Source organism: Enterococcus sp. AZ191 (assembly GCF_051713845.1).
Classification (GTDB): domain Bacteria; phylum Bacillota; class Bacilli; order Lactobacillales; family Enterococcaceae; genus Enterococcus_B; species Enterococcus_B durans.
Window position 1 is genome coordinate 898,822 of sequence record NZ_JBIOQS010000001.1, and the last position, 20,931, is coordinate 919,752.

The window sequence follows — 20,931 nt, forward strand, 5'->3', positions numbered from 1 at the left end:
GGAGCGGCTATGTATATTAAAAAAATCGTTTTTGATAAACGTGCTGATTCTGGGGTGACTTTTTACTTGCATGATCAAAAAACAGCGATGGAGCGTATCGAAGAACGACCGTTTGTTTTAGTGATCCCTGGGGGTGGCTATAGCTTTTGTAGTGAGAGAGAGGCTGAACCAATCGCTTTATCATTTGTAGCAAAGGGATATCATGCTGGCGTACTACGTTATCATGTGGGTGAACACCGAGATTTCGAACGATCATTAGATGATACGAAACAGGCATTAGCAGAGATCAGAAAGATCGATGCGAAATACAAAGTCGCGCAAGATCAGATTGCGGTTATTGGTTTTTCTGCTGGTGGACACCTTGCAGCAGCGATGTCTACGTTGTTAGAAGAAAAACCGAATCTTTGTATTTTAGGTTATCCAGCGATTTTGTCGTCATTTGCTGAGGTGATGAAAATCAAAGCGCCTTCTTTAGATACTTGTGTAACAAAAGAAACACCGCCAACTTTTTTATTTTCTACGTTTGAAGATAATGTCGTACCAATTGAGAATTCTTTGCTGTATTTGAGTGCTTTGGAAGAACATGATGTGCCATTTGAAGGCCATATTTTCCAAAAAGGACGTCATGGACTTTCACTGGGAACTAAATGGTTTGGTGCATCACCAGAAATGATCGACTTACGCTTTGCGCGTTGGTTGAAGCTTGTTTGTGAGTGGTTAGAGTTGAACTGGGAGCAAGAAAACCAGCCAATAAATCAAACAGTCAACGGACCAATGGAAAAAGATGCTCTCGAACTGCCGTTAGAGCAATTGCTAGAAGATAGAACGAATCAAGCAATCTTATTCCAAGAATTCCCCAAATTAGCGGAAAAGAGTTATTACAAGATCCTTCGTCGGTTTTCATTGAATCAATTGCAGCAATTCTCACCAGAAGTTTTCTCGACAGCACGTATAGCAAAGGTGCATGAACAAATGAAACTATCACAAAGGGTAGGTGGAAAAGAATGAAATTTCTGATCGTAGATGAAAGTTATAAAGCTTCAACGGAACTTTCCTATGAAGAACCAACACAAATCGCCACGATTACTAGTTCTAAAAATAGTTATGCCGCTTTTCAGCTTTTATTACATGATGGCAAAAAGAATCACTTTATTTTAAATAAGCAATTTTCGATACCTGATGAGATCGAGATCCCCATGTACCGAATTGCCATCAAAAGTGATTTACCTTATCAAGCACAATTTATTGACTATTATTTAGGAATAGATGGATTGGCTTATGCGGATAAGCTGATTGGAGAAACAGCGTATACGTATAGTGGCGATCGCTATGCACCTATTTATATAGAGATCCCTATCGATAAACAAGTAAAACCAGGTACTTATCCAGTCCAACTTTCTGTATACCGTTCGTTCATTAATCAAGAGGATCAATTAGTCGCGGAAAAATCAATTGAGGTATCTGTTTTAGATTTTACTTTTCCAGATGATGTGCAACAAGACTTTCGACTGGATATCTGGCAGCAACCTTCCAATTTGGCACGCACCTTCCATGTGCCTCTGTGGGGAGAAGCTTATTTTGGCTTGATTGATCAAATGGCAGACAAGTTAGCTGCAATTGGTCAAAAGGCAGTGACAGTGATCGCAGGTGAGATTCCTTGGAAAGGCTGGTTCAACTATATTGTCAAAGATTATCCAGCGAATCTATATGAATATTCAATGATTCCCATTCGGAAAAATATGGAAGGGACACTTATTTGTGATTTTTCGATTTTGGATCGCTATCTTGCTTGTTTTGAAAAATACGGTATCAATCAAGAAATCAATCTATTTGGTCTTTTAGGTGTTTGGAAACCACCTTATTTTCCTTTGAATGAGCAGTCGGGACATTCAGAAAAAATCGTCTTACGCTATTTTGATGAATCAACAGATAAGATTGCGTTTATTGAACAAGTAGCTGATTTTACTGCATATTTAAAACAACTTGTTTCTCATTTGAAAGAGGTTGGGGTGTGGGAACGAACCTATGTGACCGCAGATGAACCTAAGTCACATGAAGTAAAAGCATTTATCCAAGCGGTCAATGACTTAAAGGCCATCGAGCCATCTATTCAAATCAAAGTTGCTTTTGACAAAGAATCGGTTTTGAACGCATTAGAATCAGTCATTGATTATCCTGTGACTTCTTTTTATTGTACTTGTAACAACCAACAGCGATTACTAGAAAAATTTGGAAAAAAACTGAACTACTATATCTGTAATTATCCAACGAAACCTAATACCTTTTTACACAGTCCATTGCTTGAAACACGAGTCCAAGGGTTACTTGCTTATTACTTTAAAACGGATGGCTTATTGCGTTGGGCACTGAATTGCTGGCCAACAAATGTTCGAACAGATATCCGCTATAACACGGGGGCACTTCCAATTGGCGACAATTGTTTGATCTACCCAGGCTATAACGGTGATTTATTACTATCCCTTCGCTACAAACAACTTCTAAGAGGAATAGAAGACTTTTGGTTATTGAAACACACAGAAGAACAAAACGAAAAGAAAGTCCAACAACTGCTTGATGAATTTTTAGTTGTTACTGACCCTAAAGATTGGATGCTGAATAGTCATCAGGCGAATCCTGAGGCATTTCAGTTAACTGAAGAAAAGTACCAACAATTAAGAAACGCACTGATCCGAATAAATTAGGGGGAATAGTGGAAGAAAAAATTACGATTGGTTCTTTTGGTAAGCTCTTTTAATTAAAAAATTGATGTGCGTTCCCAAATTTGTCGTTTGCACGGAACATTTTTGAAAACGCACATCATGTGTTTATTGTTCAGCCTTTATTTCAAGTGATGGAATGTATCAAAAGAAGACTTGCTTCAACTTTTAAAATGGAGCAACTTCGCCGTTGAATGCACCGCTAAGAACAACTTTACCTAACATGTGTCCAGATTCGACTTCTTTTGTAGCTGCCCGTAAATTTTTTGCGTTGATGCCATCCGAGTAGACTTTTGTCAAGGTTGTTTTTAGGAGGCCTCTTTCTGCTAGCGAAGCAATCATTGCCAATGCTTCACCTTGTGTTTCGATTTGGTAGTCATGATCAGTTTTCGCAAACATGTACTCCCAATCAAAGCTGACCGATAGATTTTTCCAAGCACTTAAGTTCAGCGGTTCATTGACCCCAACGATCGTGCCTACATGTCCAAACGGTTTGATCAAGTGAGTGATTTGTTCTAAATAATGGGTGATATCGAATAAGACGGCGATATAATCAACAGCCTCTAAACCTAGTTCCTGCAAGCTTTGTTTTAAATCGTGATGATAATCTAGTGGATGATCTACACCAACTGAAGTGAGCCATTCAAAGTTTTTAGGACTAGAAGTAGCATAGATTTCTAACCCTGCCCATTTAGCTAACTGGTTCAAGATAGAGCCCACACCACCTGCACCATTGATCACTAAGATTTTCTTTCCTTGATTGGCATTTTCCTCTGGAATCAATCCGAATTTATCAAACAGTAGTTCATAGGCCGTTAAGGAGGTAAGGGGAAGGGCTACGGCTTCTTCATCTGATAGATGCTTTGGTGCTAAAGCTGCAATCCGTTCATCAACGAGTTGATATTCTTGATTACTGCCAGAACGTGTTGTAGTACCTGCATAAAAAATTCGATCCCCGATTTTGAACTTAGAAACTTTTTTGCCTATTTTGACGATTTCACCTACGCCATCAAATCCTAGTACTTTTAGCGTATCGCTTTTAGGTGCGGTCTGTCTTAACTTAGTATCAACAGGGTTGACGGATACTGCTTTGACCTTTACCAGTATATCCCTTGCTTCAGGAATAGGGATTTCTTTTTTTTGATCAATGAAACTTTTAGGATCATCGATCGGCAAGCCTTCAAAAAAGCCAACAGCCTGCATCATTGGATCATTTGACATAAAACTTCCTCCTCTGCTAGTGGACAAAACGTCTTCCTTTATTTTGACGTAAAGGAAGTGATATAGAATCAGCTTAGAAGGTCGAAAGATAGGAAAACGAGCATCACTTGGTGATTGTCTCCTGAATCCATCCGAAAACTAATCATTATTTCAACAGCATTAGCTTAAATCTTTTCATTTCTATTGTAAAACAAAGCATCTTTGATACGCTATATTTCTTCTATAAAAGTCGCGTGCTGTATCAAAAGCATCAGTGTGATACAAGAAAAAGCGAATCTGTATTTTTCCGGACATAAGTTCTATATAAAGATATAGCGAGAGCAACAACGATTTAATCGACTAGTTCCTATAAAATAAAGGAATTAAAGTGGATGGAACTATGCTATATCCAGAAATCATTCTTTCGAATCCTATCCAACAACTCGCTGCTTTTGAATTTCGTTCTTCTTTTTATAACATGATTTTCTATGTGGTAAGCAGATGGTCACGAGAGAATCGAGGAGTGATTTTTCTCGGGAAAGCAGGTGAGCAGGGTAAAGAAGACAGCATATGAAACCTACATCTTACCTCAATAACCAAGAGGAATATATTATCGATCAAGTGCTAAAATAAGTAATTGTATTGTTATAAAAACAAGCTTATAATAAGTTATAAAAAATTGAGGGTTGGGGAATAAGGAGAAAATAGATGAAAAAAACGGTGATGTTTTGTTTAGTATTGTCAACAGTGTTATTGGCTGCATGTCAACAAACAAAAAAAACGACGGCTCAGTCTTCAAAGGCTGCTGAAAGTAGTATAGCAGTGACAAAAGAATCGAGTAGCAAAGCAAGTTCAGAAAGCAGTACAACAAGCAGTACAACAAGCAGTACAACAAACAGCACAACGACTAATTCAACAGTTAGCACAGATACCAGCTCTAGTACAGCAACAGAAACAACTACGGTTTCAAATCTGTTGTGGAGTGCAGATAAAAGCAATCAATTGGCTAGCTTTATGGCTAGTTGGGGTCAAACTATGGGACAAAGTTATCAAGCCTATGGACCGGGTAATAATGTAAATCTCTATGGATTACAGTTACCTGATGGAGTTTTGAACCATATGAATGGTTGGCAAGTAACGGTTGCCAATACACCCATTTCGTTAACTTGGTCAGAAAATGGAGAAGTACCATCTGGCTATGGATTAGTAGCAGTCTATTCAGATGCGCAAACACAATCTGGACAAGAAATAAGACACGTTTACTTTTTCACCATTGAGGGAGGAACTCCTAAAGTTTTGGTCACCAGTCAAAATCAAGGGAATCCGAACAACTATCTTGAGTTAAGAGAAACAGATAATCAAGAATTGAAAAATGGATTTTCACAAATCGTTACTGGACAATAAGCGTAAGAATGGATCATTACCTAAAACAAATGAACGAAAATTTTCCTTTATTGCTTTTTGTGGAACGATCCTTGTAGGAATCATTGGGTATGCTTTTGTTAGAAAAATAAGATAACTATTACTTGAAACTCGAAATGTCTATAAGTAGATGTTTCGAGTTTTTCTATGCTATAGTTGAAAAAAAGCCATAGAAAGGAAAGAGTACTATGCAAAAAGCGTTGTTAGTGGTGAACCCAAGTTCCGGAGGAGAGAAAGCAAAAGAATATGAACAACTTGCCCATGAAAAATTAAAAACGATGTTTGATAAAGTGGTTGTTTTGCACACTAAAAAAGCAGGTGATGCGAAAAACTTTGCACGTGAAGCTACGATTGAAGGATATCACAGTGTTTTTGTCATGGGAGGAGATAGTACCGTCAATGAAGGAATCAGCGGTATCTCTGAACAGGAACATCGACCAAATTTTGGTTTTATCCCTTTAGGAACAGTGAATGATTTAGCTCGCGCTTTAGAGATCCCATTAGAACCAGAAGAGGCAATTGAGAATCTTTCAATTGATTCTTTTAAGTCTTTAGACATTGGAAAAATCAACGAAGATTATTTTATGAACGTGGTAGCAATCGGTACGATTCCTGAGGCAATCAATGATGTCGATCCTGAAAAGAAGACAAAGTTAGGTAAACTTGCTTATTTTATTTCTGGGATCAAGCAATTAGCTGGGACACAATCCTATTCTTTCCATTTAACTGTGGACGGTCAGGAAGAAAAAATCGAAAGTAGTACGTTATTGGTTGGCTTGACCAACTCTATTGGTGGTTTTGAAACATTGATTCCCGATGCAAAAGTTGATGATGGCAAGCTCCATCTGATTTATTTAAAAGATTCTTCTCTCCTTGATACGTTGAAAACTTTACCAGATTTATTAAAAGGTGTGGATGAATCAACGGATAACCTAGCATATCAAGCATGTGAAAAAGTCGAAGTTTCTTTGTCAGACAATGCGGAACTAGCCACAAATGTCGATGGGGACGAAGGGGCTAAACTGCCTGTTAAAATCAGTATCTTACCGGCACATTTACCAGTTTATTGTTAAAAAATGACCAAATGAACGAGTGTGGGACAAAACTAAAGATCAGGGTTGCTACAGACTCTCGAATAAACAGCGTCCAAAAGTCAGGTTTTTCGGAAATTTGAAAAAAGAGGTTAGGATAGAAGTGTTTAACTCCGAGAAATAAGAAGAAATTAACGAAAATTGCTTTTCAAATTTTTGTAAATTTCGGCTTATTTAAGAAGGAGTTGCTTCTGCTCCCACCGTTTATCCGTTTTTAAAGAATGAGACAAAAGTGTTTCTTACTTTTGTCCCACACTTTTTCTCTCCAATTTCTCAAACTTAAACGACTTTTGTCTCGACCTCTGTTCATTTGGTTTTATTTTTGAAGGCAAATACTAAAAACAACATCAACCTTCTTTTGATTTTGGCTTTTGAGGGAAAGAACTATGAAAGATTCAGAGTATACCGGTCTTTCTTGGAGATGACATCTTTATTTCATTCGCTCGATCGTACCACACGCTTCTCCATGAAGAAGTGCACCATTTTGTAAGACCAACTCGCTGATCTGTTCTGCTTCTGTGAAAACAACAATCACGGCAGGATCTTTTTTTGCTTGTATGATCTGATCAAAATCCACTTCAACCAAAGGGGTGTCAATGGTGATCTGTTCGTTTTCGTTTACAAGGATCGTGAAAGGTGCGCCTTTCATCTCTACCGTATCAAGACCGATATGGATCAAATAATCGATTCCTGAGTCACTTTTTATACTGATGGCATGTTTTTTTGGGAAAATCGTTGTTACTCGACCAGCCAGTGGTGCATAGATTGTCTGATCCTCTGGAATGACAGCAAAGCCGTCTCCTAGCAATTTTTGTGAAAAAACCGGGTCCTTCACAGCAGAAATTGGAATCACTTTTCCTGAGCAGGGAGCGGTAATCGTTTCTTGTTTTTTCTTTTTGAACATTTTGAACATAACAAGTCCTCCTAATTATCCTTTTTCAAAATTTGATTGATTTCTTGACTGAGTAAGTCGGCTTTTCCACCGAAGACAGCTTGGATACCACCTTTTACCTCAAAAACAGCAGTAGCGCCTAATTGTTGGATCGTTTGTTTATCGACGATTTGACCATCCATTACAGCAACGCGCAAACGAGTGGCACAGGCTTCGACTGTTTCGATGTTTGCTTCACTACCAAGAGCTTTAATGATTGTTAAAGCTTCTTCGTGTAGTGACGTATTTTTGTTCAATGGTTGTTCAGAAAGGGTATCTGTTTCTTCAGTCATACCTGGGATAGCGACTTTGAATTTTTTGATGAAGAAAGTGAAAACGACAAAGTAAATGACTGCCCAAGCAAGTCCAAAAGGAATCAATTTGATCCAGTTGGTTTTATCATTTCCTTGAAGTACACCAAATAATAAGAAATCGATCAGGCCGCCTGAAAAAGAATTACCTACTCGAATATTTAAGATATCTGCAAAATAAAAAGATAATCCGTCTAAAAAGGCATGGATAACATATAACCACGGAGCAACAAATAAAAACATATACTCTACAGGCTCAGTGATCCCAGTTAAAAATGAGGTTAATGCACCACTGAAATAAAGCCCACCATTTTTCTTACGATTTTGTTTAGGAATAGCACGATACATTGCGTAACAAGCTGCAGGGAGACCAAACATCATCGTTGCAAATCTGCCAGCAAAGAAACGAGTACCATAAGTAAATAATCCAGTATGATTTGGGTCAGCTAATTGGGCAAAGAAAATATTTTGTGCGCCGGATACTGAGACACCGGCTACGCTCTCTGTACCGCCCAAAGAGGTATACCAGAAGAGTGGATAGATCGTGTGATGCAGACCGACAGCGCCAGTAAGACGAAGTAAGAAGCCATATAAAAATGTTCCTAGACTGCCCATTTGTGCAATGTGTTCTCCGGCAACTACTAAACCATTCTGAATGGGTGGCCAAATCAAATAGAAGAAGGAACCAATAATAATTGCAGCTAAACTAGAAATAATTGGGATAAAACGTGATCCACCAAAGAACCCTAAGAATTGCGGTAGTTCGATTTTTCGATAACGATTGTGTAAGAATGCAACGGTTCCACCAATAGCAATAGAACCAACAACTCCAGTATCAAGAGTTGCTCCTTTGGCAGAAAACAATTCAAGAAAACCGCTGATCGTTGCCGTATAGACTAAATAAGCGACACCGCCAGCTAAACCAGCTGTTCCTTTATCACCATTTGCAAGTCCAACAGCAACACCAATAGCAAAAATCAAGGCTAAATTGGCAAAAACAGCATTTCCGGCGTAGCTCATGATACTTAAAATCGTATGGAGCCATGGTTGTGCTAAAATTGGGTAGGCGTTTATGGCGCTTTCATTTGTTAGTGCACCTCCGAGTCCCAAAAGTAATCCGGCAACAGGTAAGATAGCAATCGGCAACATGAATGCACGGCCTAATTGTGAAAATTTCTTAAACATTTTTCTCCTCCTAATTTAATGCATGAATAAAACGTTCAGCAATTTCTTGTGGTCGAGTAATCGCACCACCAACAACGATTCCAGCCACACCTAGTTCTTTGATCTGTCTAGCCTGTTCCGGGGTGTGAATTTTCCCCTCTGCAATGACACAAATTCCAGCTTGGACTAGTTGCTTGATCAATTCGATATCTGGACCATCTTGTTTTTTACTTTCTTCCGTGTAGCCACTTAACGTTGTTCCGACAAAATCAATTCCAGCTTCATAAGCGTTTTTTCCTTCCTCAAAAGTAGAGATATCTGCCATGAACAGCTGATGAGGATACTTTTCTTTGATCTGAGCAATAAACGCATTGATGGATAACCCGTCATGGCGTTTGCGAAGCGTACAATCCAAGGCGATCACTTCTACGCCAGTAGCAACGAGTTCATCTACTTCGCGCATAGTTGCTGTAATGAATGGCGCTTCGGGGGGGTAGTCCCTTTTGATGATGCCGATCATAGGCAAGGAAACTTTTTCTTTGATTTCCAAAATGTCACGAACAGAATTTGCACGGATACCTACTGCACCAGCTCTTTGTGCAGCTAGAGCAAAATAGGGCATAAGACCTCCTTCCTCTGTATAAAATGGTTCACCAGGTAATGCCTGACAAGAAACGATCAGACCACCTGAAATTGCTTCTAAAAATGATTGTTTGTTCATTCTCCTAAACACTCCGTTTTTGAATTATTTTCGGATAATAACTCCGAATTAAATATAGCACCCGCTTTCATAACTGTAAAGTAAAAATTGGATAATTTTGGAGTTTTATTTCTTTTTTTGGAGTATAATGGAGAAAATGACTTGCTATAAAGGAGTTTGTATGAATTATATTTATCTGATCAAAGAGCATTATCCATTATTGACTAAATCCGAAAAAAAAGTTGCTGATCTTATTCTTACCTCAGGAAAAACGATCATTTATAGTACGATGAGCGATATCAAAGAAAAAACCAAAGTTGGAGATGCAACAATCATTCGGTTTTGCCAAAAATTAGGGTTTTCTGGTTTTTCAGATTTGAAAATCGAAATTGCAAAAGAAGATTTTAGTCAAAAAAAAGAACAACCATCTAGTGGGAAATATTACGATGAAATTGCGAATAATTTAACTGAAGCTCTTCATTCTACGGCTCGTTTGCTAAATGAAGAAAAATTAGATGAGGCGATTCAACTAATTAGCGAAGCGAATCATCTCTATATATTTGGGGTAGGGTCTAGTGGAAATACGAGTCTTGACCTAGAAAGTATGTTTTTACGTGTGGGTGTCCAAGCAAAGGCCGTTTTAGATCCGCATTTTCAAGCACAAGTTGCTTCTTTGCTGAAAGAAGGGGATGTAATCGTGGCATTCTCGTTATCTGGAAAAACGAAGGATACGTTCGATTCAGTAGAAATCGCTAAAAAAAATGGCGCAAAAATCTTAGCAATCACCAATTATATCCATTCCCCCATTGGGCAAACAGCAGACCTTGTCTTACAAACAGCCATTGAAGAATTTTTGAATGGTGGATCTTTAGCAGGAAAAATCTCACAACTGTATATTTGCGATTTACTTGTACAGGGATATGAGCAAAAGAATAACATCAATGCAGTCGAGTTACGGGAAAGAGTACTACGATCCATCTTAGATAAAAGCATTGATTGATAGACTAATAATTCGAATAAAAAGTGATAAAAAAACAATTGCATCTCTTATAAATGGTGTTTTTTGTTATTTTATAATAAAAAACTAAAAGTTCTTGCATTTTCCTTGGATTTTATATATGATTTTATCAATTTAGGGTCAAGGAAAAGGGGTAAAAAGGAATGTCGAAGTATCAACGAAAAGTCTTATTGTCAACATCAGCAGGAATCGCATTAGAGAATATGGATATTATGTTTTTAGCTTTTTCTTTATCTTCAATGATTACAACTTTTCATATTAGTGGAACGCAAGCAGGAATGATTGCTACGATCACTAATTTGGGGATGCTCGTTGGAGGTATTTTTTTTGGTCTTATGGCAGATAAATATGGACGAGTGAAGGTGTTTTCTCAAACGGTGCTACTTTTTTCAATCGCCTCGTTATTGATGTTCTTTGCTTCAAACATTTATCTTGTCTATCTTTTTCGATTTATTGCAGGAATCGGGGCAGGAGGAGAATATGGGGCGTGTATGTCTTTGATCTCTGAAAGTTTTTCAAAAAAACAAATTGGACGAGCTTCTTCGATCGCTGGAATCGGTGCACAAGTAGGAGCTGCCTTGGCTGCGATTTTAGCTGCTGTTGTTATTCCTTGGTTGGGTTGGAAAATGTTATACGTTATCGGGGTGCTACCTGTATTGATGGTCTTGGTCATTCGCCGAGACTTAAAAGAACCAGAGGATTTTCAAAAAACAAGAGCTACTGGTAAAACGACGAAACTAAGTCATCTCTTTGAAACAAAGCACCTTGCATGGCAAACAATCGGCCTAAGTATCATGGTAACAGTCCAAATCGCGGGTTATTTTGGCTTGATGAACTGGTTACCATCGATCATGCAAGCACAATTAGGACTATCAGTATCTGGCTCTTCACTATGGATGGTCAGTACGATCGTCGGAATGTCCTTAGGTATGCTGACCTTTGGGATCATCATGGATAAATTAGGGCCAAGAACCGCATTTACGATCTTTTTGATCTGTTCCTCCTTCTCTGTGTTCCTACTAGTGATGGCACATAGCCAGTGGAGTTTAGTAGCGGCTGCTGTTGTTGTTGGTTACTTCATCAATGGAATGTACGGCGGCTATGGAGCAATCATCAGCAGCTTATATCCAACTGAGATCCGAGCTACCGCCAATAATTTCATCATGAACTTAGGACGTGCAGTCGGTGGATTTTCTTCCATTGTGATCGGATTTTTGATGGATCACTATAATTTAACAGCCGTTATCATCTTCTTAAGCAGTATTTATTTAGTCAGCTTACTCGTTTTGATGACTATCACGGGAGTAAAAGAATTGAAAATCAGTTTGCAAGAATAGAGGCATTTGAAAGATGCTCTGCTTCAAGAATTAAGCCGAGTAATTTGAAAATAGTTTTCCATATTTTTGAATTATTCGGCTTAATTCCGCCGAAGCAATCTTTCAAATGCCATTCCTCCGTTTTTAGAGATATTAGAAGAGACTGAGACAAGTTTTGTCCCAGTCTCGTTCTTTAATAGTTAGCTATTCAGCTATTTTTTCTTTTAATGAAGAAGTCTTTTTTGTAATGTGTAACAATTGAAGAACTAGGAATACTGCTAACAGGACAATGATGGCACCAAAAATTGGTGTATAAGTGACGCCAATCGATTTTGTTACTTGTGCACCAACGAATGAACCAAATGCAATACCAATATTAAACGCTGAGATATTGAATGCTGAGGCTAAAGTAATATCTTTAGGAGTGTATTCTTCAGCTAGCTGAACGACATAGAGTTGTAGCCCAGGAACATTCATAAATGAAAACAATCCTAAGACCAAAGTAGCAAGAGTTGCCAAAATCAATTGATCACTCAATATCGCTACAAATAAAAAGACAAGGGAGAGAGAAAGAAGTCCGAACATCAGGCTAAGTGATTTGAGCGGCTGTTGATTTGAAAAATGCCCACCTATTGTATTTCCTATAGCAACCATGATGCCGTAAACTACTAGTAAAAGTACTACAGCATGAGCAGAGTACCCAATTTTATCTTCTAAAATCGGTGTTAAATACGTGTAAGCTGCAAATGTGCCACCATAACCAAGAGCAGTGACGATGAATGAACCTAACAGAAACTTATTTTTAAAAATACGGATGATTCCTCTTAAATCTACAATTCCAGGGATCGGTAGGTGTTTTGGAATCAAAAAGAAATTTGCAATCAAGCCTATAGCTCCTATGATCGCAATAAAGATAAACGTGAAGTGCCAATTTGTTTGTTGACCAATAAATGTTCCTAGAGGTACACCAGTTACAGTGGCAACAGTAAGACCAGTAAACATGATAGCAATGGCGCTTGCTCGTTTATTTTGTTCAACGACATCTGCCGCGATGACACTAGAAACAGACATAAACAGACCGTGGGCTAAAGCAGAGATGATTCTTCCGGCTAAGAGTATAGAAAACGAGAGTGCAAAAGCTGCTACTAGGTTTCCTATAATAAATAGAAGCATGATGACGATCATCAGATATTTTCGATTCCATTTTCCTGTTAAAACGGTCAATAATGGCGCTCCGATGGTCACGCCTATTGCATAAAGGGAAACTGTCAAGCCAGCTTGTGCCAAAGTGACGTGGAAACTGTTAACGATCAGTGGCATCAAGCCTACGCTGATAAATTCTGTTGAGCCGATAGCAAAAGCATTGATAACTAATGCTAGTAATGTAAGTATGGGTGAAATTCTTTTATTCATTTGATATCCTCCTTGTTTTTTCCTGACGAATACATAATATAGTCTGTATTTCCCTCAAAAAGAAGTACCTACTTTTTGGTACGATAGTTACTTTTTAGTAATAATTGTTGATAGAGGCATTTCTAACGAATAATTTAATGAGTATTTTCTAATTTTTGTTTATAAAATGCACGTATTTTATATTTTTAAACATTTTCCCTTTTCAAATAAGCAATAGGGTGCTACTATTTGATGCGTATCTTTTAAAAGGAGAAAAAACATGGAAAAAATCTATCATATCGGCGTTGAAGCAACATTAGAAGTAATCGGTGGGAAATGGAAACCCATTATTCTATGTCATTTAGGGAATGGTCCAATACGAACAGGTGAATTGAAAAGACAAATACCAACGATCACTCAGAAAATGTTGACACAACAATTACGAGAGTTGGAGGAAGATCGTATCGTTGATCGAAAAGTCTACAATCAAGTACCTCCTAAAGTAGAATATTCATTAACAGAAGAAGGAAAATCATTACGGGAAATCTTAGTTGCAATGTCTGTTTGGGGAGAAGAACGGATTGAACGGCAACAAGAAGCGGGAAATGAAGTGACCTTGTTACATACACATGGTGGTTATTTGAATTATTAACGATTCTTTTAGTCAGTGAAACTAAAAATTTCAATTTAATGAAAATGTTAAAAATAAATTTGCTCTTTTTTTCTTCATAAATATGATATGATAAATAGTGATCGTATTAGAAAAAGGTGAATGATAGATGAACAGTATGGATAAAGTAAATCAATTCAGAGATGAGCGGGATTGGCGAAAATTCCATAATGAAAAAGACTTGGCTATTTCTATTTCTTTGGAGGCCTCTGAATTGCTTGAACTGTTTCAATGGAAACAGCCAGAAGAAGTAACAGCGAACAATCTGGAACGGATCAAAGAAGAACTAGCAGACGTCTTGATCTATTCTTATATGATGGCAGATAATTTAAATCTTGATCTTGATGAGATCATCGAAGAAAAGTTGAAGAAAAATTGTTTGAAATATCCATTAGAAAAAAGTAAAGGTCAACGAACAAAATATACGGAACTGTAGGGCAGAAAAGGAGGTGTGGTAGTGAAAAAAGAAGGAAAAGTAAAGAAATGGCTGATCAATATTCTTCTATTCTTATTGTTACTAATTGGATTGGCGCTGATTTTTAATGAACAAATCAAAGATTTTTTTGTTAAAAACACAGGAGATCAATATGCGATTGCAAACGTGACGAAAGAAGATATCAATAAAAATAAGGAAAAAGACGCAAGTTTTGATTTTGATGCTGTCGAATCCATGAGTACAGAAAGTGTGTTGAAGGCACAGTTGAACCATACAGAGCTACCAGTTATTGGAAGTATCGCCGTACCATCTGTCTCAATCAATATCCCTATCTTCAAAGGATTGGATAATGCCAATCTGCTTTATGGTGCTGGTACTTTGTCACCTGATCAGCAGATGGGCAAGGGCAATTATGCTTTAGCTAGCCACCGGGCAAACAATCCAGAATTACTTTTTACTCCTTTAGAGAATCTAACATTAGGCGATAAAATCTATTTAGTCGATTTGGACAATGTGTATACGTACAAAGCGACGTTCAAGCAAAAAGTCGCCCCAACAGACACACAATTACTGAATGTCCAAGAAGGAAAAGAACTTGTTACCTTGATTACTTGTGGAGATATGAACGCAGTGACGCGCTTAGTTGTTCAAGGCGAATTGGAAAAAATCACTCCGATGAAAGAAGCCACACAGGAAATGAAAAAAGCCTTCAATATGCCAACACGAACCTTTTGATCCAAGTAGTTCTTTATGAAAATGACAGACACTCTTGCTTGAATATAGTAAGGGTGTTTTTTCTATTGAAAGAAAAAATAAAAAACGTGGTGAAAGGGGTTGCAAAGCTAAAGAAAGGATGTTATGCTTATTTCAGATAAGAAATGGATTGTTACTGTGTGGCAGGCAAAACCAGAATTCAGCTCGTTGTTAGGCGGATTCTAGGTTTTTTTATTTTTTTCGAGAGGGCGAAGCAGAATGGTCATTGAAAAAGTATTGAATAATAATGTCGTCGTTTCTAAAAATGAATTGGGTGAAGAGATCATTTGCATGGGAAAAGGCATCGCTTTTCAAAAAAAGCTAGGCGACCATATCTCAAAGAATGACGTTCAAAAAGAATTCATTTTAAAGGATTCTTTTGCTACCCACCAGTTTCAACAATTGATGGCGGATGTGCCGTTGGAGGAAGTCGAACTAGTGAAGTCCATTGTTGATTTTGCCGAAGAAAAAATACAAGTTTCGTTTTCTCCTAATATTTATCTGACGTTGACGGATCATATCCATTATGCGATCAGTCGTGCAAAAGAAAAGATTGAGTTACCTAATCCATTATTATTTGAAACTAAAAAATTCTATCCTAAAGAATACCAAACAGCAATAGCTGTTCTTCAACTTATTGAACAAAAAATGGGCATTTTACTACCGATGGATGAAGCTGGTTTCATTGCGTTTCATTTTGTCAATAGTCAGCAAAGTAATGGAGATATGCAAGTGACGATGACAGCTACAACGATGGTTCGAGATGTAGTAAGTATCATCAGTAAATTTTTTGGGATCGTATTCGATGAAGATTCGTTGAATTACCAACGACTCATCACACACCTTCAATTTTTTGCGCAGCGATATCTAAAAGGAGAAAGCTCAGGCGAACAAGATGAATTTCTTTATGCCTTGGTTCAAGGCAAGTATCCAAAAGCATTTCGCTGTTCTGAACGGATCAATGAGTACCTTGTCCAGACGCAAAAAGAACCAATGGGTGTAGCAGAACAAATTTATCTTACGATCCATATCCAACGTGTAGTAACTGAAAAACAAAGTACCCAATCTTAAGGATTGTTACTGGTAAAGCAGGCAAAACCTAGATTGAAAAAATAAGGACACGTGATTTCGCGTGACCGTTTTTTCAATCTAGGTTTTTTATTTTATAAAAAATAAATGGAAAGAAGGAAATGAAATGGATAATCAAGCAGTTGGTAAAAGAGTTTGGGAGGCAGTCGGCGGTAAGAACAATGTGAACAGTTTAGTGCACTGTGCGACTCGATTGCGTTTTAAATTGAAAGACGAATCTCTTGCGAAGACACAAGAACTAAAAAATGATCCTGATGTGATCCAAGTTGTTCAAAGTGGTGGTCAGTATCAAGTGGTGATCGGCAGCAATGTAGCGGATGTGTACCAGTCCATTGTAGATGAGCAAGGCCTAGCGGATCATGCGGATACAGAAGAAAAATCAAAGAATCCATTAAATCGTTTCATTGATATCATTTCGAGTATCTTTACTCCCTTTTTAGGAGCAATGGCTGCAGCTGGTATTTTGAAAGGATTCCTATCTTTAGCAATCGTATTAGGTTGGCTGACCGTTGATACAGGTGCTTATCAACTCCTATATGCAGCAGCAGACGGTGTTTTTACCTTTTTACCAGTAATGCTAGCATTTACCGCAGCAAAAAAATTCAAGGCCAATCAATTTCTATCTGTGGCGATCGCGATGGCTCTGGTTTATCCAGCCATCACTGAACTTGCAGGAGCCGGTGGCGCTGTTGACTTCTTTAGCTTACCAGTCATTCTCTCGCCATCTGGCTATACATCTTCTGTAATTCCGATCATTTTGGCTGTATGGGTCCAAAGTAAATTTGAACCACTAGTGAAAAAGGTGATTCCACAATTTTTACAAATGATCTTTGTTCCGATGATCGTGTTGTTAGTAATGGTTCCACTCACATTCCTTGTTTTAGGACCAATCGGGACGGTTATCGGTAATGGCCTAGGTAGTCTTTTCAATTCCATCTATGGCTTTAGTCCATTAGTCGCAGGCTTTATCATGGGAGCGTTATGGCAAGTATTCGTGATGTTTGGTATGCACTGGGGATTTGTGCCGATCATGTTCTTGAATATCGAACAATATGGCTTTGATGTATTGATGCCAATGCTTTTACCAGCTATTTTAGCACAAGGAGGAGCAGCTTTAGCTGTAGCTGTACGCACAAAGGATGCAAGACTTCGTTCATTAGGGATCTCTTCTATGATCACTTCGCTGTTCGGAATTACTGAACCCACAGTCTATGGAGTAACACTACCACTGAAAAAACCATTCATCGTTGCGTGTCTTTCAGGAGGAATCGGAGGAGCAATGATCGGATTTGCAGGCGTCAAAGCTTTTTCTAGCGGATTAGTTAGTTTGTTGACGATCCCAACATTTATTAGTACAAATGAAGTAGTCGAGTCTAGTGTGATGATGGCAGTGATTGCAACAGCATTATCATTTATCTTAGCATTTGTAGGTACATTGATTATTGGTTTTGATGAATCTGCACAAGACGAAAATCTAGAAGGAAACAAGCAAACGACAGCTGGGGACTCCATTGGAACAGCTCGTCATAATCTAAAAAGTCCATTGAGCGGTAAAGTCTTACCTCTAAGTGAAGTACCAGATAAAGTCTTTTCTTCTGGAGCGATGGGTAAAGGGATTGCGATCGAACCAGAAAATGGTGAATTGCTTGCTCCGGCAGATGGGGAGATCACGACGATTTTTCCAACAGGTCATGCAGTAGGGATCACTACCACAGATGGTATCGAGTTATTGATGCATATCGGAATGGATACAGTCGAACTTGAAGGCAAAGGCTTTGAAGTATTTGTGAAACAAGGAGATACTGTTCATACAGGCGATTTACTTGTCCGTTTCGACATCGATACGATCAAAAAGGCAGGCTATAGTGTGATTACGCCAATCGTTGTAACGAATACAGATCATTTTGCCGATGTTTTAGAGCTTGATCAAGAAGAAATCATTGCTAGTGAAGATTTTCTAGCGATTGTAAAATAAGGAGGAAGCAAGGATGACAACACGTTTTTCAAAAGATTTTTTATGGGGCGGCGCAACAGCTGCTAATCAACTAGAAGGCGCCTACGACCGTGATGGCAAGGGATTATCTGTGGCAGATGCAATGCCTGGTGGGAAAAAACGCTTTGAGATTATCGGTAGCGAAACATTTGACTGGACGATCGATTCAGAAAACTATAACTATCCGAATCATCAAGGTATCGGTCATTATGATCGTTTTAAAGAAGATATCGCGTTATTCGCTGAAATGGGTTTTAAATGTTACCGTTTCTCGATTGCTTGGACACGAATCTTTCCTCAAGGGGATGAATCAGTGCCGAATGAAGCCGGTCTTACTTTTTATGAGCAAGTAATTGATGAATGTTTAAGCTATGGGATCGAACCAGTAATTACGATTTCCCATTATGAAATGCCTCTAAATCTAGCTAAAGCATATGGGGGTTGGAAGAACCGCCAATTGATCGACTTTTATGAACGATTTGCCAGAACAGTTCTTGAACGTTTCAGTAGTAAGGTGAAATATTGGATGACCTTCAATGAAATCAATTCAGCATTCCATTTTCCGGCATTGAGCCAAGGATTGGTAAAAAGCAATGGTGCGGGTGAGTATCAAAATATCTTCCAAGCATGGCACAATCAATTTGTAGCAAGTAGTAAAGCAGTAAAAATCGCCCATGAACTACGTCCAGATATCCAAGTAGGTTGTATGATCATCTACGCAACTACGTATAGCATTGACGCAAATCCAATCAATCAGGTCGCAACATTGATCCAAAACCAAGCATTCAATTTCTTTTGTACAGATGTACAAGTCAGAGGCGAGTATCCAGCCTACACGAAGCGTACCTATGAAAAATATGGTGTAGATAGTCAAAAATTAGAACAGACAAAAGAAGATTTTGACTTATTAAAAGCTTATCCAGTGGACTATATCGGGTTTAGCTACTATATGTCGACAGCAATCAATGAAACCGATCCAACAGCGGCAACATCAGCAGGTAACCTACTCGGTGGTGTGAAAAATCCATTTTTAGAAGCTAGTGAGTGGGGCTGGCAGATTGATCCGGAAGGGTTGCGAATTGCTTTAAACGAATTGTACAATCGTTATGAGAAGCCATTGTTCATCGTGGAAAATGGACTAGGTGCGATCGACAAAGTCGAAGAAGATGGAAGTATCCATGATGATTATCGAATCGACTATCTACGTCGCCATATCGAAGCAATGGGTGAAGCAGTAGCAGATGGTGTTGAACTTATGGGATATACGCCTTGGGGCTGTATTGATCTGGTCAGTGCTTCAACGGGTGAAATGAGTAAACGCTATGGTTTTATCTATGTGGATTTAGATGATGAAGGCAAGGGAACTTTGGACCGTTCAAAGAAAAAGTCATTTGATTGGTACAAAGAAGTTATCTCCTCAAATGGGGAAAAGCTGTAGAAGGAGCGTGGAACAAAAGTAAGAAACGCTTCTGTCCCAGCCTCGATTCGTTCTGATACGTAAAATGGAAGTTTCAAAAACTACTCTCTTTGTTTAGAGCAAGTTTGCTTTATTCCAAAAAGTAGATAATCAAATGATGTGAGTCAAAACAGGTCGAGACAAAAGTCGTTTAGGTTTGAGAAATTGGAGAGAAAAACGAGTAATACGCTTTTTGTATTGATCGTTTTTCCCGAAATTTCCGAAAAACCTGACTTTTGGCCGCCGTTTATTCGGATTTAGAGTCTGTGGCAAAACTGATTTTTAGTTTTGTTCCACACTCTTTTTTTATTTTTCATCCTTTACTATTGCTCAGATCAAAACGCTCTTTTCATAACCTTGATTCTCTTTTATATTCTTTTTTTATTTTATCTATGCTATTCTTTTAGTAACAGTAAAACGAAAGGTGACGCCATGAAAAGAACCCGTGTATTATATTTAGAAGTTGCAGATAAGATTAAAGAGGATATTTTTTCAGGGAAATATCCAGTTGGCACGATGCTGCCTACTGAAAATGAGCTAGAGGAATTGTTTCAAGTGAGCAAAATAACTGTTCGTAAGGCAATTGAATTACTAGCGGCAGATGAGTATGTTGAAAAGAAGAGTGGTAGAGGAACTACGGTCCTAAGTAATCGCCCGTATAATCGATTATCAAAAGCAGCAAGTTTTACGCAAATTCTCGAAAATTCACAATATGAAGTTCGAAAAGAAACGCTAGAATTAAAAAAAGTTGCTTTAAAAAAAGATGATCCATTGTATGGTTACTTTGGCTCGTATGCTACCCGATTTAAGCGCTTATATTATTTGAATGATGAGCCCTATATTTACTTTATCCATTATTTGCCGAGTGAGATGATCAGAGTGAAACGCAAGGAATTTGATGAAGAATCCCTTTATCGATTGCTGACTCAAAAAGGAGAATACATCGATGTATTTTCAGATGATTTTTCTGCTATTTTTCTCAGCGAGGAAGAGCAAGAAATCTTAAAGACATCTGCACAAATTGGCATAAAGAGAATTCGTCGATCATTCAATCAACAAGGAGAAATCCTTGAATATTCAGAAGCAATCTATCATACAGATTTACATCCGTATCATATTGACTATGAAACATAATGTCTGGCAATAAATACTTTGCTTAATAAGTGGACAGATCTGAGTAGTATTTCTTATCTCTCAGGAAAGTTCACTTGTTAGGCAGGGATATTTATTTCACTATAAGAAAATAATCTGGATAAACATCCCAGTGAAGGA

General features: G+C 38.1%; 19 protein-coding genes and 1 pseudogene. 15 read left to right on the top strand and 5 right to left on the bottom strand.

Translation table 11 applies throughout. The annotated features are described in order from the left end of the window. Positions 1–9 precede the first annotated feature (9 nt). A complete protein-coding gene (locus IGI47_RS04280; protein ID WP_438783449.1) occupies positions 10–1,008 on the top strand; it encodes an alpha/beta hydrolase in 999 nt (332 codons plus the stop codon). Then, positions 1,005–2,702, top strand: coding sequence for a DUF4091 domain-containing protein (locus IGI47_RS04285; RefSeq protein WP_438783451.1), 1,698 nt, complete (start codon positions 1,005–1,007; stop codon positions 2,700–2,702). Before IGI47_RS04280 ends, IGI47_RS04285 begins: the two co-directional genes overlap by 4 nt. A 183-nt stretch (positions 2,703–2,885) precedes the next feature. Here the strand turns inward: IGI47_RS04285 and IGI47_RS04290 are convergent, their stop codons facing one another. Next, positions 2,886–3,938 carry a zinc-binding alcohol dehydrogenase family protein gene (locus IGI47_RS04290; RefSeq protein WP_438783452.1) on the bottom strand — a complete coding sequence of 351 codons (1,053 nt, stop codon included), beginning with the start codon at positions 3,936–3,938 and terminating at the stop codon, positions 2,886–2,888. 379 nt (positions 3,939–4,317) lie between these two features. On the opposite strand from IGI47_RS04290, the gene IGI47_RS04295 reads away from it, so the two are divergent. The 4 genes and pseudogenes from IGI47_RS04295 to IGI47_RS04310 form a co-directional block, all read left to right on the top strand. Then, positions 4,318–4,491 carry a hypothetical protein gene (locus tag IGI47_RS04295; protein WP_311930046.1) on the top strand — a complete coding sequence of 58 codons (174 nt, stop codon included), beginning with the start codon at positions 4,318–4,320 and terminating at the stop codon, positions 4,489–4,491. Positions 4,492–4,625: 134 nt separating this feature from the next. Next, a complete protein-coding gene (locus IGI47_RS04300) occupies positions 4,626–5,321 on the top strand; it encodes a DUF4767 domain-containing protein (RefSeq protein ID WP_438783453.1) in 696 nt (231 codons plus the stop codon). Between the two features lie 206 nt (positions 5,322–5,527). Continuing rightward, positions 5,528–6,412 (top strand): diacylglycerol/lipid kinase family protein, encoded by an 885-nt coding sequence (locus IGI47_RS04305; protein WP_438783454.1) that lies wholly within the window; start codon positions 5,528–5,530, stop codon positions 6,410–6,412. 101 nt (positions 6,413–6,513) lie between these two features. Next, positions 6,514–6,648 (top strand): annotated as a pseudogene (locus tag IGI47_RS04310) (DUF3788 family protein); the annotation flags it as partial. A 212-nt stretch (positions 6,649–6,860) separates the two neighbouring features. Here IGI47_RS04310 and IGI47_RS04315 read toward each other — a convergent pair. Genes IGI47_RS04315 through IGI47_RS04325 form a run of 3 tightly spaced genes read right to left on the bottom strand, consistent with a single transcriptional unit; the run spans position 6,861 to position 9,557 of the window. Then, positions 6,861–7,343, bottom strand: coding sequence for a PTS sugar transporter subunit IIA (locus IGI47_RS04315; protein ID WP_438783455.1), 483 nt, complete (start codon positions 7,341–7,343; stop codon positions 6,861–6,863). 11 nt (positions 7,344–7,354) lie between these two features. After that, positions 7,355–8,857, bottom strand: coding sequence for a PTS transporter subunit EIIC (locus IGI47_RS04320; protein ID WP_311930050.1), 1,503 nt, complete (start codon positions 8,855–8,857; stop codon positions 7,355–7,357). A 10-nt stretch (positions 8,858–8,867) separates the two neighbouring features. Then, positions 8,868–9,557, bottom strand: a complete 690-nt coding sequence (locus tag IGI47_RS04325) for an N-acetylmannosamine-6-phosphate 2-epimerase (protein ID WP_311930051.1) — start codon at positions 9,555–9,557, stop codon at positions 8,868–8,870. Between the two features lie 160 nt (positions 9,558–9,717). Here IGI47_RS04325 and IGI47_RS04330 point away from each other — a divergent pair, with 160 nt between their 5' ends. Together IGI47_RS04330 and IGI47_RS04335 are read left to right on the top strand one after the other, a co-directional pair. Continuing rightward, on the top strand, positions 9,718–10,536 hold the full coding sequence (locus IGI47_RS04330) for a MurR/RpiR family transcriptional regulator (RefSeq protein ID WP_016177002.1): 819 nt from the start codon (positions 9,718–9,720) through the stop codon (positions 10,534–10,536). A gap of 161 nt (positions 10,537–10,697) precedes the next feature. Further along, the gene (locus tag IGI47_RS04335; RefSeq protein WP_438783456.1) at positions 10,698–11,891 is read left to right on the top strand and encodes an MFS transporter; all 1,194 of its coding nucleotides are present in this window, start codon (positions 10,698–10,700) and stop codon (positions 11,889–11,891) included. 183 nt (positions 11,892–12,074) lie between these two features. Here the strand turns inward: IGI47_RS04335 and IGI47_RS04340 are convergent, their stop codons facing one another. Beyond that, entirely contained in the window at positions 12,075–13,283 is a 1,209-nt protein-coding gene (locus IGI47_RS04340; RefSeq protein ID WP_438783457.1) for an MFS transporter, read from the bottom strand. 259 nt (positions 13,284–13,542) lie between these two features. Between IGI47_RS04340 and IGI47_RS04345 the strand changes: the two genes are divergently transcribed. The 7 genes from IGI47_RS04345 (at position 13,543) to IGI47_RS04375 (ending at position 20,793) form a co-directional block, all read left to right on the top strand. After that, positions 13,543–13,914 (top strand): winged helix-turn-helix transcriptional regulator, encoded by a 372-nt coding sequence (locus IGI47_RS04345; protein ID WP_016177004.1) that lies wholly within the window; start codon positions 13,543–13,545, stop codon positions 13,912–13,914. Positions 13,915–14,041: 127 nt separating this feature from the next. Continuing rightward, positions 14,042–14,368 (top strand): nucleotide pyrophosphohydrolase, encoded by a 327-nt coding sequence (locus IGI47_RS04350; RefSeq protein WP_438783458.1) that lies wholly within the window; start codon positions 14,042–14,044, stop codon positions 14,366–14,368. 21 nt (positions 14,369–14,389) lie between these two features. After that, positions 14,390–15,103, top strand: coding sequence for a class A sortase (locus IGI47_RS04355; protein WP_311930055.1), 714 nt, complete (start codon positions 14,390–14,392; stop codon positions 15,101–15,103). A gap of 237 nt (positions 15,104–15,340) precedes the next feature. Then, on the top strand, positions 15,341–16,192 hold the full coding sequence (gene licT, locus IGI47_RS04360) for a BglG family transcription antiterminator LicT (RefSeq protein WP_311930056.1): 852 nt from the start codon (positions 15,341–15,343) through the stop codon (positions 16,190–16,192). A gap of 124 nt (positions 16,193–16,316) precedes the next feature. Next, positions 16,317–18,185, top strand: a complete 1,869-nt coding sequence (locus IGI47_RS04365) for a beta-glucoside-specific PTS transporter subunit IIABC (protein WP_438783460.1) — start codon at positions 16,317–16,319, stop codon at positions 18,183–18,185. A 13-nt stretch (positions 18,186–18,198) separates the two neighbouring features. Further along, entirely contained in the window at positions 18,199–19,641 is a 1,443-nt protein-coding gene (locus tag IGI47_RS04370; protein ID WP_438783461.1) for a glycoside hydrolase family 1 protein, read from the top strand. Positions 19,642–20,091: 450 nt separating this feature from the next. Further along, positions 20,092–20,793 carry a GntR family transcriptional regulator gene (locus IGI47_RS04375; protein WP_311930059.1) on the top strand — a complete coding sequence of 234 codons (702 nt, stop codon included), beginning with the start codon at positions 20,092–20,094 and terminating at the stop codon, positions 20,791–20,793. Positions 20,794–20,931 lie beyond the last annotated feature (138 nt).

Bases quoted from the DNA above. Each gene is read 5' to 3' on its own strand.
- IGI47_RS04280 (WP_438783449.1), top strand. From the start codon at position 10: ATGTATATTAAAAAAATCGTTTTTGATAAACGTGCTGATTCTGGGGTG.
- IGI47_RS04285 (WP_438783451.1), top strand. From the start codon at position 1,005: ATGAAATTTCTGATCGTAGATGAAAGTTATAAAGCTTCAACGGAACTT.
- IGI47_RS04290 (WP_438783452.1), bottom strand. From the start codon at position 3,938: ATGTCAAATGATCCAATGATGCAGGCTGTTGGCTTTTTTGAAGGCTTG.
- IGI47_RS04295 (WP_311930046.1), top strand. From the start codon at position 4,318: ATGCTATATCCAGAAATCATTCTTTCGAATCCTATCCAACAACTCGCT.
- IGI47_RS04300 (WP_438783453.1), top strand. From the start codon at position 4,626: ATGAAAAAAACGGTGATGTTTTGTTTAGTATTGTCAACAGTGTTATTG.
- IGI47_RS04305 (WP_438783454.1), top strand. From the start codon at position 5,528: ATGCAAAAAGCGTTGTTAGTGGTGAACCCAAGTTCCGGAGGAGAGAAA.
- IGI47_RS04315 (WP_438783455.1), bottom strand. From the start codon at position 7,343: ATGTTCAAAATGTTCAAAAAGAAAAAACAAGAAACGATTACCGCTCCC.
- IGI47_RS04320 (WP_311930050.1), bottom strand. From the start codon at position 8,857: ATGTTTAAGAAATTTTCACAATTAGGCCGTGCATTCATGTTGCCGATT.
- IGI47_RS04325 (WP_311930051.1), bottom strand. From the start codon at position 9,557: ATGAACAAACAATCATTTTTAGAAGCAATTTCAGGTGGTCTGATCGTT.
- IGI47_RS04330 (WP_016177002.1), top strand. From the start codon at position 9,718: ATGAATTATATTTATCTGATCAAAGAGCATTATCCATTATTGACTAAA.
- IGI47_RS04335 (WP_438783456.1), top strand. From the start codon at position 10,698: ATGTCGAAGTATCAACGAAAAGTCTTATTGTCAACATCAGCAGGAATC.
- IGI47_RS04340 (WP_438783457.1), bottom strand. From the start codon at position 13,283: ATGAATAAAAGAATTTCACCCATACTTACATTACTAGCATTAGTTATC.
- IGI47_RS04345 (WP_016177004.1), top strand. From the start codon at position 13,543: ATGGAAAAAATCTATCATATCGGCGTTGAAGCAACATTAGAAGTAATC.
- IGI47_RS04350 (WP_438783458.1), top strand. From the start codon at position 14,042: ATGAACAGTATGGATAAAGTAAATCAATTCAGAGATGAGCGGGATTGG.
- licT (WP_311930056.1), top strand. From the start codon at position 15,341: ATGGTCATTGAAAAAGTATTGAATAATAATGTCGTCGTTTCTAAAAAT.
- IGI47_RS04365 (WP_438783460.1), top strand. From the start codon at position 16,317: ATGGATAATCAAGCAGTTGGTAAAAGAGTTTGGGAGGCAGTCGGCGGT.
- IGI47_RS04370 (WP_438783461.1), top strand. From the start codon at position 18,199: ATGACAACACGTTTTTCAAAAGATTTTTTATGGGGCGGCGCAACAGCT.
- IGI47_RS04375 (WP_311930059.1), top strand. From the start codon at position 20,092: ATGAAAAGAACCCGTGTATTATATTTAGAAGTTGCAGATAAGATTAAA.